Annotated in this window: 12 protein-coding genes and 1 rRNA gene; 5 read left to right on the forward strand and 8 right to left on the reverse strand. The window is 40.7% G+C overall.

The window, feature by feature from the left end; translation table 11 throughout:
- From AC25Y5_RS17590 to dnaA, 8 genes are all read right to left on the reverse strand, one after another.
- Positions 1-240: ribosomal RNA gene (locus tag AC25Y5_RS17590) — 16S ribosomal RNA — on the reverse strand; the annotation flags it as partial.
- 451 nt (positions 241-691) lie between these two features.
- Positions 692-1,795, reverse strand: coding sequence for an HD-GYP domain-containing protein (locus tag AC25Y5_RS17595; RefSeq protein ID WP_488141433.1), 1,104 nt, complete (start codon positions 1,793-1,795; stop codon positions 692-694).
- Between the two features lie 132 nt (positions 1,796-1,927).
- Positions 1,928-4,483, reverse strand: coding sequence for a DNA gyrase subunit A (gyrA, locus tag AC25Y5_RS17600; protein ID WP_488141434.1), 2,556 nt, complete (start codon positions 4,481-4,483; stop codon positions 1,928-1,930).
- A gap of 182 nt (positions 4,484-4,665) precedes the next feature.
- Positions 4,666-6,588: a DNA topoisomerase (ATP-hydrolyzing) subunit B gene (gyrB, locus tag AC25Y5_RS17605; protein ID WP_488141435.1), complete on the reverse strand. Its 1,923-nt coding sequence runs from the start codon at positions 6,586-6,588 to the stop codon at positions 4,666-4,668.
- 79 nt (positions 6,589-6,667) lie between these two features.
- The gene (gene recF / locus AC25Y5_RS17610) at positions 6,668-7,789 is read right to left on the reverse strand and encodes a DNA replication/repair protein RecF (RefSeq protein WP_488141436.1); all 1,122 of its coding nucleotides are present in this window, start codon (positions 7,787-7,789) and stop codon (positions 6,668-6,670) included.
- The gene (gene yaaA / locus AC25Y5_RS17615) at positions 7,779-8,018 is read right to left on the reverse strand and encodes a S4 domain-containing protein YaaA (RefSeq protein WP_482102610.1); all 240 of its coding nucleotides are present in this window, start codon (positions 8,016-8,018) and stop codon (positions 7,779-7,781) included. Before yaaA ends, recF begins: the two co-directional genes overlap by 11 nt.
- 99 nt (positions 8,019-8,117) lie before the next feature.
- Complete coding sequence (gene dnaN / locus AC25Y5_RS17620) at positions 8,118-9,254, reverse strand: DNA polymerase III subunit beta (RefSeq protein ID WP_482106283.1); 1,137 nt, start codon at positions 9,252-9,254, stop codon at positions 8,118-8,120.
- Positions 9,255-9,422: 168 nt separating this feature from the next.
- The gene (dnaA, locus tag AC25Y5_RS17625; protein ID WP_482102612.1) at positions 9,423-10,772 is read right to left on the reverse strand and encodes a chromosomal replication initiator protein DnaA; all 1,350 of its coding nucleotides are present in this window, start codon (positions 10,770-10,772) and stop codon (positions 9,423-9,425) included.
- A 505-nt stretch (positions 10,773-11,277) separates the two neighbouring features.
- On the opposite strand from dnaA, the gene rpmH reads away from it, so the two are divergent.
- The 5 genes from rpmH to mnmE all read left to right on the forward strand — a co-directional run bounded on the left by rpmH (position 11,278) and on the right by mnmE (position 15,047).
- Positions 11,278-11,412: a 50S ribosomal protein L34 gene (rpmH, locus tag AC25Y5_RS17630; protein WP_067204080.1), complete on the forward strand. Its 135-nt coding sequence runs from the start codon at positions 11,278-11,280 to the stop codon at positions 11,410-11,412.
- A gap of 78 nt (positions 11,413-11,490) precedes the next feature.
- Positions 11,491-11,835: a ribonuclease P protein component gene (rnpA, locus tag AC25Y5_RS17635; protein WP_482102613.1), complete on the forward strand. Its 345-nt coding sequence runs from the start codon at positions 11,491-11,493 to the stop codon at positions 11,833-11,835.
- Positions 11,836-11,918: 83 nt separating this feature from the next.
- Positions 11,919-12,683, forward strand: coding sequence for a membrane protein insertase YidC (gene yidC / locus AC25Y5_RS17640; RefSeq protein WP_482102614.1), 765 nt, complete (start codon positions 11,919-11,921; stop codon positions 12,681-12,683).
- Entirely contained in the window at positions 12,680-13,459 is a 780-nt protein-coding gene (gene jag, locus AC25Y5_RS17645; protein ID WP_488141437.1) for an RNA-binding cell elongation regulator Jag/EloR, read from the forward strand. The genes yidC and jag overlap by 4 nt, the downstream gene beginning before the upstream one ends.
- 202 nt (positions 13,460-13,661) lie before the next feature.
- The gene (mnmE, locus tag AC25Y5_RS17650) at positions 13,662-15,047 is read left to right on the forward strand and encodes a tRNA uridine-5-carboxymethylaminomethyl(34) synthesis GTPase MnmE (protein WP_488141438.1); all 1,386 of its coding nucleotides are present in this window, start codon (positions 13,662-13,664) and stop codon (positions 15,045-15,047) included.
- Positions 15,048-15,061 lie beyond the last annotated feature (14 nt).

A 15,061-nucleotide genomic window follows, 5' to 3' on the forward strand; every position in this document is an offset into this window, starting at 1 on the left:
GGCCCATCCTACAGTGACAGCCGAAACCGTCTTTCAGAGTTTGTCCATGCGGACAAACTGATTATTCGGTATTAGCCCCGGTTTCCCGGAGTTATCCCCATCTGTAGGGCAGGTTGCCCACGTGTTACTCACCCGTCCGCCGCTAAAGTTAGAGAGCAAGCTCTCTAACTTTCGCTCGACTTGCATGTATTAGGCATGCCGCCAGCGTTCGTCCTGAGCCAGGATCAAACTCTCCATAATAGAAGAAAATGAATAGCTCATTTCTTGCTGACTCGAATCCGAAGATTCTTGTGTGTGTTTCTTTTCACTCGACCGAAATCGAATTACTTCGAAACGTTTTGCTCAAGTGCGTTCACACTCTCGCGATATCTCATTGATGTTTTGCTGTTCAGTTTTCAAGGTTCATTTGGCGAGGAACTGATTTACTTTCCTCTTTATTTGTTTGCCGCTTGTTTCAGTGACAACTCTTATATCATACCAAGTTACGTCGTCCGTGTCAACAACTTTTTTTAACTTCTTTTACGTTGTTTTCAATACGTCGGATGTGCAACGTTATTAAATATAACAGCTTATCTTGTTAATTGCAATGCTAAATTTAAAATAACTACATTTTCTTTTTAAATGGTACTGCAATGCGCTATCTAAAGGGTTTTTCGAGTCTACTAATCCAAATACTTAGTACTCTCTTCTATTAGAGTACTTTTTCTATAGCTAGATGACGATTAATCGTTAAATCTAAAATAGAATTATCTTCAGTTATTTTAAGCATTGGCCGCAGTCTTGCATCTCGGTGGATAAATATAACCTCTCCTACCACGCCATTTGTCAGTTGTACTTTCGCTCCAATAGATAGATTCCCTACTATATCAAGTAATGCTTGTACGACTTTAATATCAAATTTCCCAAACTCTTCTTCTTTAATCATTTCAATTACCTTAAAAGGTGATTCCTTTGATCTGTATATCCTTTCAGATGTCATTGCGTGAAAGACGTCTGAAACAGCAAGGATTTGTGAATGCACAGAAACTTGATTCATCTTATCACCTCGCGGATAACCGCTACCATCCAGACGTTCATGATGTTGAAGTATCGCTAACTTCATTTCATGACGCAATAGTGGCGTATCTTGAAGCATTTGATAGCTGTATATTGTGTGTTTTTTCACTTCATTAAATTCATCCTTCGTAAGGAATACTGCCTTCTCAGTTATTGACACTTCAATTTTTGACATTCCACAATCGGCTAACGTACCCGCAAGGCCCAGCTGTAAAATCTCCCCTTTAGGGAATCCGACTTGGGCACCAATGGCTGAAGCTAGTAACCCTACGGCTATAGAATGATGATACATATAGTCATCGGGATTTGAAAGTTCATTTAAAGCTGCTAATTTATTTTTCTGTTCACTCCACCTTTCCAATAAAGGTATGACCATTGAACGGACTTTTGCTATGTCAGGACGAATGCCTGCACGCCATCCAAGAAATTCTTTTTTATACTTTTGGACGGCTTCACTGTACTGTGTTTGTAAATCTGTCTGCTTCAAGGATGTTATCGTAAGAATTTCATCTGGATCCACTGTACCTTCACTCTCGTGTTCAAGCATTTGTTCTTTTTTTACGATTAAGCGTTCTTGAATTTTTACTTTTTTTACGCCAAATGCTTTCAAAACTTCCAAGTGCTCTAAGGAGAGTTCTGTGCCCTTCCTAACAATCGGGTATCTCGTATTTACAAATATATCTTCACCGAGGATAATACCTGGACGTAGGTCACTTGTTTTTATATACGTTTCTGTCATTGATGTTACCTGCTTTCATCAGATAGTTATTTCTATTGTACTTTAAATATTTCAAACAAACGATAAAAATAAAAAGGTTATTGAGACGGCCAACTTGGCCATTCCAATAACCTTTTGCTATTTCTAGCTTTTTCACTCATCATCCTCTATAGGCGACGATATATCATCTTCTGGTATTTCAGAAGGAGCTGAGTCTTCTTCCATACTACTGTTGTCGTTCTCTAGTTCTTCTAGTTCTTCTAGTTCTTCTAGTTCTTCTTCTTCTTTTACAACTTTGGCAACAGTCGCAACAAGTTCATCTTCCCCTAAACGGATTAAACGGACTCCTTGTGTACTACGCCCAATAACAGAAATGTCTTCAATATCCATACGAATCAGAATGCCGTGAATTGTGATTAGCATGAGATCTTCAGTTCCATCTACTGTCTTCATCGAAACAAGTGTCCCATTTCGCTCTGTTACATTTAATGTTTTCAATCCGTAACCACCACGTGACTGGATACGATATTCATCTTCAGGTGTCCGTTTTCCGAACCCTTTTTCTGTTACGACTAAGATTTCATCGCCTTCATCTACTGTATCCATACCGACTACGATATCACCTGTTCTTAAACGGATACCGCGGACCCCGCCTGCTATACGACCCATTGAACGAATATCAGTCTCATTGAATTTAATTAACATTCCATCTTTCGTTCCGATAGCAATGTTTTCCTTACCGCTTGTCATTTTGACTTCAATAAGTTCATCATCACCACGAAGCGTGAGTGCAATTAATCCATTTGAACGGATATTGGCAAATTCAATCACAGGCGTACGTTTAACGACTCCATTACGAGTGGCAAAGAATAAGTAATCATCTTTCTCGAATACATCTACAGGAATCATCGCTGTTACTTTCTCATCTTTCTCGACACCTAATAGGTTAATGATTGGCAACCCTTTAGCGGTCCGGCTGAATTCAGGTACTTGATAGCCTTTCGTACGGAATACCCTTCCTCTGCTCGTGAAGAACAAAATGGTATCGTGCGTGGACGTGTTCAAGAGATGCTCTACGAAGTCATCATCATTGGTACCCATACCTTGTATTCCACGGCCCCCGCGTCGTTGGCTTCGATAAGTATTAGCAGGTAAACGTTTAATATAACCATTATGAGTAAGTGTCAATACAGAGTTTTCAACTGGGATCAGATCTTCATCCTCAATCATTTCAGCGCCGCCCAGTGTAATTTCCGTTCTGCGTTTGTCCTCAAAACGGGTTTTCACTTCCAGTAATTCCTCACGAATAATCTCAAGCAGTTTTGATTCATCTGCAAGAATGGCGCGCATTTCAGCCATAAAGACTAGGAGAGCTTCATATTCACTTTCAATTTTGTCCCGTTCAAGTCCCGTTAATCGTTGAAGACGCATATCAAGAATGGCTTGGGCTTGACGATCAGATAAATTGAATTGATCCATCAATCCTGTTTTTGCCTCATCTGTTGTTTTCGATGAACGAATAAGCGTAATGATTCGGTCGATATTGTCAAGTGCAATACGGAGACCTTCTAGTATATGTGCGCGATCTTCTGCTTTTTTCAAGTCGTACATAGTACGTCTGCGGATAACAACTTTTTGGTGTTCAAGATAATGATATAGAATTTCCTTTAGTGCAAGTACTTTTGGTTGACCATCGACCAATGCAAGCATATTGACACCAAAGCTTGACTGCAGTGCTGTCTGTTTATACAAGTTATTCAATAGCACATTGGCATTTGCATCACGTCTGACTTCCATAACAATGCGCATTCCTGTTCGATCTGATTCATCCCGTAAATCAGTAATACCATCTATTTTCTTATCTCGTACTAGTTCAGCAATCTTTTCAATAAGACGTGCCTTATTCACTTGGAATGGCAATTCATGTACAAGGATTGTTTCCTTGCCGTTGGACTGCTGTTCAATTTCAACTCTTCCGCGAATAATGACTGAACCCCGTCCCGTTTCATAAGCTTTTCGGATTCCACTACGCCCAAGAATGATCCCCCCTGTCGGAAAATCCGGACCAGGTATTATTTCCATCAATTCTTCAGTCGTAATAGCGGAGTTGTCAGCCAGTGCCAGGACAGCATCAATCGTTTCTCCAAGATGATGTGGTGGAATGTTTGTTGCCATACCAACGGCAATACCGGTTGTTCCATTGACAAGCAGATTTGGATAACGGCTTGGGAGAACTATCGGTTCTCTTTCCTGCCCATCGTAGTTATCTTGGTAATCCACTGTATCTTTATTGATATCGCGAAGAAGTTCCATAGCAATACGTGACATTCGTGATTCTGTGTAACGCATCGCAGCTGCACCGTCACCATCTACTGAACCAAAATTCCCGTGACCGTCGACGAGCATATAACGGTAGTTGAAATCCTGGGCCATCCGAACCATCGTGTCGTACACAGCACTATCACCATGGGGGTGATACTTACCGATAACGTCTCCGACGATACGTGCAGATTTCTTATGCGGTTTATCTGCGGTATTTCCAAGATCCTGCATTGCATACAGAATACGACGATGGACCGGCTTTAAACCATCCCTCACATCGGGGAGCGCACGTGAAACAATGACACTCATTGCATAATCGAGAAATGAGGTCTTCATTTCTGTACTAATGTTAATCCCCTTTACACCACGTTGAGGCATATCTGCCATGTTATTAGACTCCTTTCAACTCATAAATCCGTAACGATAAAACTAAATTACCTAATGAATCCACTGCGGCGCAAGGGGATGCCTCCCGCTGTAAGCCAAGCAGTTTTAGCTAACCCTTGTAAGGCGCTTACGCTATATTTATACAAAACGAGTTCCATTTGATTTTTGGTTTAGCTAACTAATCAGGTATCTATATTTTTCACATACATTGCATTTTCTTCAATGAATTTACGTCGCGGTTCGACTTCATCTCCCATAAGCTGCTGGAATGTCGAATCCGCGTCGAATGCGTCTTCAAGATGAACTTGAAGCAATGTACGTTGATCAGGATCCATTGTTGTATCCCACAATTGTGTTGCATCCATTTCTCCTAGACCCTTATACCGTGTAATGACAGGTTTAGGCATAGCCGGGAGCCGTCCAATAATTTCTTGGAGTTCTTCCTCAGTGTAGCAATACTCCTGAGTTTTCCCTTGTTTCACACGATAAAGAGGTGGCTGGGCAATATACACATACCCCGCCTCAATAAGCGGTCGCATAAAGCGGAAGAAAAAGGTTAAAAGAAGAGTACGAATGTGAGCACCATCGACGTCTGCATCAGTCATAATAACAAGTTTATGATAACGTGCCTTAGCAAGATCAAATTCTTCTCCGATGCCAGTGCCTAGAGCTGTAATCATTGCACGAATTTCCAAGTTACCTAAAATCCGATCAAGACGTGCCTTTTCAACATTCAAGATTTTGCCTCGAAGTGGAAGAATTGCTTGGAAGTGTCGGTCGCGTCCCATTTTAGCTGAACCACCGGCCGAGTCACCTTCAACGATATACAGTTCACTTATAGCTGGATCACGTGAAGAGCAGTCCGCCAATTTCCCTGGAAGGCTTGATACTTCAAGTGCAGACTTTCTGCGTGTAAATTCACGCGCATTTTTCGCTGCAAGACGGGCACGTGCTGCCATGAGACTTTTATCGATAATTTGACGCGCTGTTGTTGGATTTTCAAGCAGGAACCTTTGGAATCCTTCAGAAAATAGTGAGTTGGTAATTGTACTCACTTCAGAGTTACCGAGTTTCGTTTTAGTCTGTCCTTCAAATTGCGGGTCAGGGTGTTTAATCGAAATAATAGCAGTTAATCCTTCACGTACATCGTCGCCTGATAAGTTTGGATCGGCTTCTTTCAATACACCGTTCTTCCTTGCATAATCATTGATGACACGTGTCAAGGCTGTCTTAAAACCTGATTCATGCGTACCGCCCTCGTATGTGTTGATGTTATTGGCGAATGAAAACAGACTCTCTGCGTAGCCGCTATTGTATTGCATTGCAATTTCAATTGAAATACCATCTTTTTCACCTTCAATGAAAATTGGTTCATCATGAATAGGCTCTTTGTTTTTGTTCAAATGTTCTACGTATGACTTGATGCCGCCTTCGTAGTAATAAACGTCGCTTCGCTCTTCTTCGCTGCGCTTATCTGTAATCGTGATCCGAAGACTACGGTTGAGATACGCAAGTTCGCGAAGGCGATGCGCTAAAATTTCATACTCATATGTTGTTGTTTCCGTAAAGATTTCAGGGTCTGCTTTAAAGCGGATTCTTGATCCAGTTTCATCAGTTTTACCGATTACACTTAGTTCTTTGGTTACTGCACCACGTTGAAACTCGATGAAATGAACTTCACCATCACGTCTAACGAATACCTCTGTCGTCTCGGACAATGCATTTACAACAGATGCGCCAACGCCGTGCAAACCGCCCGAAACTTTGTAGCCTCCGCCACCAAATTTACCGCCTGCATGAAGTACCGTCATAATAACTTCAACTGCTGGTCTGCCTGTTGACTCCTGAGTACCAACCGGAATTCCCCGACCATTGTCGTCGACACAAATCCAATCGTCTTTTTCCATCGTTACTTCAATATGGTCACAGTAACCTGCAAGAGCCTCATCAATACTATTGTCAACAATTTCCCATACTAAATGGTGAAGTCCTCTAGAACTCGTTGTCCCGATATACATACCTGGACGTTTGCGGACAGCTTCCAATCCTTCTAAGACTTGGATTTGATTTTCATCATAGGCCATCTGCATATCTTTCTCTTCCATTGCCAAACTGTTCACCTTTCCTTTCAGAACGTCTAACACTTTTATAACCTGAATTTATAAAACAGGATTACTGCAATTGTCAATCATCTTTTCTGGCCACTTCACCCGCTGTTACTTCATATATATCTGCTTGGCGAATTGTGTCATGGTCGATTCCCGCTACGTTCGTCGTAGTAACAATTGTCTGCACTTCTCCTTGAATTGTGTTTAGAAGATGAGATTGCCGGTAATCGTCAAGTTCGGATAAAACATCATCCAGAAGAAGGATGGGTGTTTCTCCAACTTCTTGCTTGACGAGTTCGATTTCCGCAAGTTTAAGGGACAGTGCTGTTGTCCGCTGCTGTCCCTGCGATCCATACGTTTGGATGTCATAACCGTTGACAATAAAGTGGAGATCGTCTCTGTGCGGACCAATTAATGTCATACCTCTATCCAGCTCGCGTTGTCTCACTTCAAGCAAGCGCTGGCCTACTATTGACTGCATCTGTTCCACAGTCTGTCCGGAATCGAGTTCTTTTAGCGTTCCATATGAAACTTTAAGAAATTCGATACCACGGGAAATGCCTTTGTGGATTGGTTCAGCCCATTTCTGCAAAAGTTCCATAAAATAAAACCGTTTGCGAATAATTTGAACGGCCAATTGAATATACTGTTCTGTATAAATATCAAACATGACATCATTGAGTATCGATTTACCCCGATTGTCTTTTAAAATGGCATTACGTTGTTTCAATATCTTTTGAAATGTTAAGAGATCGTGTAAATAAGTTGGAGAAATTTGTCCGATTTCCATGTCTAAAAACCGTCTTCTCACCTGGGGACTGCCCTTTACAAGATTCAAATCTTCCGGAGCGAACATGACGACATTTAATTGACCGATGTACAAGCTAAGGCGTTTCTGTTCAAGATGATTAACTCGCGCTTTCTTGCCCTTTTTAGAAATAACTAATTCCAACGGTAGTCGTCCGTACTTACGCTGTATGTCCCCTTCTAGTTTACCATATTCTTGTTCCCAACGTATCAATTCACGATCATTGGATGTTCTATGCGATTTTGCCATGGAGAGGACATAGATGGCTTCCATGATGTTTGTTTTACCTTGGGCATTTTCGCCGATTAATACATTAATTTGCGGTGAAAATGAAAGTTCGAGTGATTCATAATTCCGGAAATCAGTTAGTGCCAGACGTTCAATATGCATCCGTTTGACCGTCTAATTGTCCAATTACTTTATATGTGCCTACGTCAGGGATTTTGATAATATCTCCGTCACGAAGTTTCTTTCCTCGGCGCTGTTCCTCCTCACCGTTGACATAAACAATGTTTTCTTCTAGGAACCATTTGGACATGCCGCCGGAACTGATTAAGTCAGTCATCTTTAATAATTGTCCAAGTGTTATATATTCTGTGTCGATCGTTACATTTTCCAATGCTTCTCAACCCTTCGTCAGTTAGTTTATCCTTCTATTTTAGCTGATTTTCGATCGTAAGTAAAAAGGATAGTCAAATTAGTGACTATCCTTCAAAAATCAGTATGTCCTTACAGGGAGTATTAATTGCAGAATCGAGTCGTCGTCAACCGATTTCAAGATGAATGGGCGCATCGCCCCTGTAAATTGAATGGTTACATCCTGCCCATCGATTGCTTTCAATGCATCCATCATATATTTGGCACTAAATGAGATATTCAGTCCTTCGCCTATTACTCCGATTGCTTCTACCAATTCTTCAACTTTCCCCACTTCAGGAGAATTCGAAGAGATTTCGATGACTTTCCCTTCATCTGCTGAGAAGCGGACAATGTTATTCCTTTCTTCTCGTGCGAGCAGTGATGCCCGGTCAATCGCTTGTAGAAGAAGTTTCCCATTCACCGTCACCGATGTCTTGTATTCCAAAGGGATGAGTCGTGAAGTATCTGGGTAATTGCCTTCAAGTAAACGTGAATAAAATAATACACCACGTGTTTTGAATAAAACTTGTTGATCGGCAATAACGATTTCCACTAGTTCAGCATTGTCAGGAAGAATTTTATTTAATTCTTGTAGACTTTTACCTGGGATAACTACACTGAATGGAACTTCCGGCATTTCTTCGGGAATTGTCAATCTTCTTGCCAATCGGTGGCTATCTGTAGCGACACAAGCAAGTCCTCCATCTTTTGCTTCCCAGTGAACTCCTGTCAAAATTGGTCTTGTTTCTTGTTGAGAAACCGCGAAAACCGTTTCACGAATGATGGATTTCATTAAATCTGCAGGCAATGAAAACATATACTCATCTTTTACATTCGGCAGTATCGGATAGTCTTCCGGATCTAATCCAATTAGATGGAATTCCGACTTCCCTGATTGAATATGTGTTTGAAGTCCATTAGTAACTTGGATGGTTACGTCATTCGTCGGGAGTTTTCGTACAATTTCGCTAAAAACTTTAGCTTGCAGCACAATACTGCCTTTCTCCATGACTTGAATAATTTGTTCCCCGTTATCTTCAACAGGTATGAATGTACAAATCGTTATATCGGAATCGCTACCTGTTAAAGTCATTCCTTTTTCGTCAACTTCAATTTTGATACCTGTCAAAATCGGGATCGCTACTTTTTGACTTATGGCTTTCATTACATCGCTTAATCCGTCAAGCAGCTTGTCTCTCATAATCTCAAATTTCATTCTGTAACCTCGCTTAGTATATATATTATTAGTTATTAATAGATAGTAGTAATAGTAGTAGGGCCTGTGGATATGTTCATAAGTCTCTTTTCCCTAGTTGCTCGAACGTTTTGCACATGTGTATAACATGTGCAAGTTTTGTATTCTCTATTCTACGTTATCCACAACTCATCCTCTTCCAAGCACATTACGAATATCTTGAACATCCTGTTGAAGTGCTTGTTCTTCTTTCAACATTTTCCTGATTTTCTCATGTGCATGAATAACAGTTGAATGATCACGACCTCCGAATTCAGATCCGATTTTAGGCAAGGAAAAATCCGTAAGTTCTCTGGATAGGAACATGGCAACTTGTCTCGGAAATGCAATTGCCCGTGTTCTTTTCTTGGCGGTGAAGTCTTCCAATCGAATATTGAAATGCTCTCCAACAGCTTTTTGAATATCGAGAATCGTTACTACACGCGGTCGGGAATTGGGAATGATATCTTTTAATGCCTCAGCAGCAAGATCGGTATTAATATCCGAATTAACCAAAGATGAATAGGCAACAACACGTATAAGTGCACCTTCAAGTTCACGTATGTTTGAATCTATCTGGTTTGCAATGTATAGCATAACCTCATTCGGGATATCAATAAGCCCATCAGCTTTCGCTTTCTTGCGCAAAATTGCAATCCGTGTTTCCAAATCCGGAGGAGCTATATCTGTAATAAGACCCCATTCAAAGCGGGATCTAAGCCTGTCTTCAAGGGTTGGAATCTCTTTTGGAGGACGGTCACTTGAAATGACAATCTGTTTTGACTCTTCGTGGAGAGTATTAAACGTATGGAAGAATTCTTCTTGTGTTTGTTCTTTTCCGGCTAGGAATTGAATATCATCTATTAAGAGCACGTCCACACTCCGGTATCGATCTCGGAATTCAACGGCCTTGTTATCGCGAATGGAGTTGATGAATTCATTCGTGAATTTTTCAGACGATAAATACATAACTTTTGCCGATGGATTTTGTTCAAGTACATAATGTCCGATTGCATGCATTAAGTGAGTTTTTCCAAGCCCGACACCACCATAGATAAACAGTGGATTATAAGCTTTTGCAGGGGCTTCAGCCACAGCGAGTGATGCAGCGTGGGCAAAACGGTTACCTGAACCGATGACGAAAGTATCGAATGTATACTTTAGATTAAGCATACCTGGAGCCGAGGTTAGTGGAACCTTTTCTATTGGTTTAACAGTAGGTTTGGGAAGCATAAAATCATTTTCTTCCATATTTTTAGGGACGACAAACTGAATGATCCGGTCTTCTCCGGTCAGTTCCGATAGAATTCCAGTAATTAGATGTACGTAGTGGTTTTCCAGCCAATCTTTAGCGAATGAATTGGGTGCTGCGATGGTGACATTCTCTTCGCCGTAGGACATTAGCTTCGTTGACTTCAACCAAGTTTCGAAACTGGGCCTTGAAATTTTCTGTTCCACTTTTGATAATACTTCAATCCATAGTTCTTCCAAATGTTCCAAACGTGTGCCTCCTTTGCAGTGTAAATAAAAAGCCTGAAGATATGTATTATACACAGTTTCCACTTGCGTGGATAACTTTTATACAAAAGTGTTGAAAAAAGTATCCACAATGTATTAACAACTGTGGATAACAAAATCACTATAAAAATATGTGCACAACAAATACACCTCATTGTAACAGGAAAAACGATGGATTACAAGGAATCTTAAACCTTATCCACAGCATGTACAGATGTGGATGAAACCTTTATCCACAGGCATTGATATGTGAAAAAGTTGTCGATAAGAAGTGTGCATAAAAATATATCCTGAAAAACTATCAACACTCAAATTCTCTATGGCCTAGAGAAACCGTGGATAACTTCCGTGACAAAAATCGATAGATATAATTAGGCAGAATCTCTGTTGAATAAAAAAAGGTTGACTTTTGTGATGGAAAACCGATATACTATTCAAGACTGTCACAGCAATTAAAGGACAATCAATGCAGGAGGTGTCTTAAAAGATGAAACGTACTTACCAACCAAATAAACGTAAGCGTAGTAAAGTTCACGGTTTCCGTGAGAGAATGAGCACGAAAAGCGGACGCAGAATTCTTGCAGCTCGTCGTCGTAAAGGAAGAAAAGTGCTATCAGCATAAGGCCACTGACATTCAGTGGTCTTTTTTCTTGTTTATAATGAAGAACTATAATCATAGATGACGGAGCAGGTGGAATAGATGAACAAACGTCAACGGATAAAGAAAAATGAGGAATTTCAAGAAGTATTTAAAAAAGGGAAGTCGTTTGCCAATCGGCAATTCGTTGTGTATTCCTATAGGAAGGAAGACCAGTCCGAATTTAGGATTGGTTTGTCAGTCAGTAAAAAGGTAGGCAATGCAGTAGCCCGAAATAGGATTAAGCGGTATTTAAGACAATCCTTCTTGGAAATGAAAGATGAATTGCGAAATGACATGGATTATGTCATCATCGCCAGACATCAGGCTGCCACATTGGATTTTCATGAAACGAAGAAAAGTTTACAACATGTCTTACGTATTTCAAAAGTGTTAAAGAAGAAGTAGAAGGAAACCTATGGACATGATAAACTGAAATTATTGGCCAATAGGCTATCTAATTGAATAAGATAAGATTTGGGGGAACTGATTTGAAAAAGAAATTAGCGTTAATCCTCATACTGACAGCATTGTCGGTATTTCTTGCGGGATGTTCGGAGTTCCAACAACCTATTTACGAGGACAGTGAAGGGTTCTGGAATAAATTTGTCGTTTGGCCGTTAGTTTCTTTAATAACGACATTCAAAGAGTTACTCGGAACATACGGTTACGGAATTGTTGCGGTTACGATCATCATCCGACTTGTCTTGCTTCCATTAATGATCAAACAGACACAGAGTTCAAAACGGATGCAGGAAATACAACCCGAACTGAAAGCTCTAAAAGAGAAATTCAAATCCAAAGATGCGGTCACTCAACAAAAGTACCGTGAAGAAACGCAAAAACTCATGTCAGAACGAAAGATCAATCCTGTTGCAGGCTGTTTGCCAGTTCTCATTCAAATGCCAATTCTTTTCGGCTTCTATCACGCTATCAGCCGAATGAATGTAACCTATGATATTGGGAACTTTATGTGGTTTGAACTTGCAGCGCCAAGTATTACACTTTCAATTTTAGCTGGAGCCATGCAGTTCATCGTTCTGCGTACTGGTCCTGCAATGGACAACCCCCAGATGAAAGTAATGATGTACATTATGCCGTTCATGATTATGATCTTTGGTGCATTCTTGCCGGCAGCACTTTCACTTTACTGGGTAATCGGTAATATCATTTCAATCATCCAAAATATCTTCATTTACAAACCATTTAAGAAAAAAGAAGTGGAACCTGTAAAAGTGGGAGGGAAACGGAAATGACAAGGATGACGCGAAGGGGAGCCACTGTTGAAATAGCGATTTCATCGGCATTAACAGCACTTGGAGTTACGCGGGATGAAGTAGAAGTCGAAGTGATCAATCAGGGAAAAAAAGGTTTTCTTGGTTTCGGTGCAAAAGAGGCTGAAGTGGCCGTAACCATTATAAATGTTGAAGAACCTTCCGTCCCTGAAAAAGTGACATTGTTCGAGGAAGCAAACCCTGTAAAGGATGTTCTGCTGACCGATATGGAACTTACTACCGATGAATCCATTGGTAAATCTGCTATTGAAATAGAAAAAGTACAAATTGAAGGACTTCCTGATGAAATAGCCGTCGATGAGACGAAGCACTATTTGACAAAGGTTGCGACTGCAATGGGTATCGATGATATTCAAGTAAATCATGTAATTGAAGGCAAATATGTCACTTTTCATATGGAAAGTGCAAAAGCTGCGCTACTTATAGGTAAGCGCGGGCAAACTTTAAACGCAATTCAACAATTAGCGCAATTAGTCACGAATAAGTCATCCAGTCAATTCAAAGTTGTCCGGGTGGATGTAGGTGATTACCGGGAGCGGCGTGAACAATCACTTGAACAATTGGCTGATCGCATGGCCGACAAAGCAGTCCGAACAGGTCGAAAAGTACAACTCGAGCCAATGGCTTCCTATGAGAGAAAAGTAATTCATAATGCTTTATCAAGACGATTGGATATTGAAACATATTCAGAAGGTGTTGATCCTTACAGGTATCTTGTCATTGAATCAGTTAGATAATAAAATAAAGTCCCGCAAAAGACGGATCCTGTCTCTGCGGGACTTTTTCATGGATTCGTTTTAATATCGAAAACACTTATCCACAAAAAAACACTTACAGCGCTATGAGAATGAGCGGATTTGTGATAATATATTATGTTAGATAGTCGTGTCCGAAATAGGTTATCCACATGTGCGTAACCAAGCCAGGAAGGTGAATTTCATGCATTTTGATACAATAGCCGCCATTTCCACTCCGATGGGGGAAGGCGCAATTGCCATCGTCAGGTTAAGTGGGGATGAAGCTGTCCAAATTGCGGATCAAATATTTCGTTCGCCGTCCGGCAAGAGGCTGAAAGAAGAATCATCACATACAATTCATTACGGACATTTAATCGATCCGGGAACAAATGAAACGATTGAAGAAGTAATGGTTTCTCTTATGAAAGCGCCAAAAACATTTACCCGTGAAGATGTAATTGAAATTAATTGCCACGGCGGAATCGTCGCGGTTACTCGTGTTCTTAGACTTGTTCTAAAAGAAGGCGCTCGTCTTGCCGAACCGGGAGAATTTACAAAACGGGCATTTCTTAATGGTCGTGTCGACCTATCACAAGCGGAAGCGGTCATGGACTTAATCCGTTCGAAGACAGATCGGGCAATGGATGTTGCGCTCAATCAGATGGAAGGAAAGCTTTCACGATTGATCGGGGAATTAAGACAAGCGCTTATCGAAACGTTAGCGCAAGTTGAAGTAAATATTGATTACCCTGAATACGATGATGTCGAAGAAATGACAATCCCGCTTATGATTGAAAAAAGTACATGGGTGAGAAATGAAATTGATAAGTTATTACTTACTTCATCCCAAGGGAAAATTCTTCGAGAAGGCCTGTCTACGGTTATCATTGGGAGGCCAAACGTAGGGAAGTCCTCCTTGCTAAATAGCATCATTCAAGAAAATAAAGCAATTGTAACTGACATAGCGGGGACAACGCGTGATATTATTGAAGAGTACGTTAATGTACGGGGTGTTCCACTTCGTCTTGTTGATACAGCCGGAATCAGAGAAACGGAAGACATCGTGGAACGAATCGGCGTCGAAAGATCCAGGAAAGTGTTGAAAGAAGCAGATTTAATTCTGCTTGTACTAAACAGTTCTGAAGAGCTTTCTATAGAAGATGAACGCCTTTTTGAAGCGGTAATAGGAATGGATACGATTTTTGTTATTAACAAAACCGATCTTCCGCAAAGAATTGATATGCAAAAAGTGATGGAACATGCCAGAACAGGCAAAGTCGTCACAACCTCCCTTTTGAAAGACGAAGGGGTGGATGAATTGGAAGAAGCAATTGCTGGACTCTTTTTCGAAGGAAATCTTGAGTCAGGCGATTTCACATACGTTTCAAACGCAAGACATATCGCACTGTTGCACAACGCACGTGCCACAATTGAAGACGCACTCGCGGCTGCAGAAGCAGGCGTTCCAGTCGATATGATTCAAATTGATGTCACTAGAACTTGGGAAATTCTCGGAGAAATTATCGGGGATACGGTCCAAGACGGTTTAATCAATGAACTTTTCTCTCAGTTTTGCCTCGGAAAATAAAAAATAGAAGGAAG

The organism is Sporosarcina sp. Y1011 (assembly GCF_057669885.1).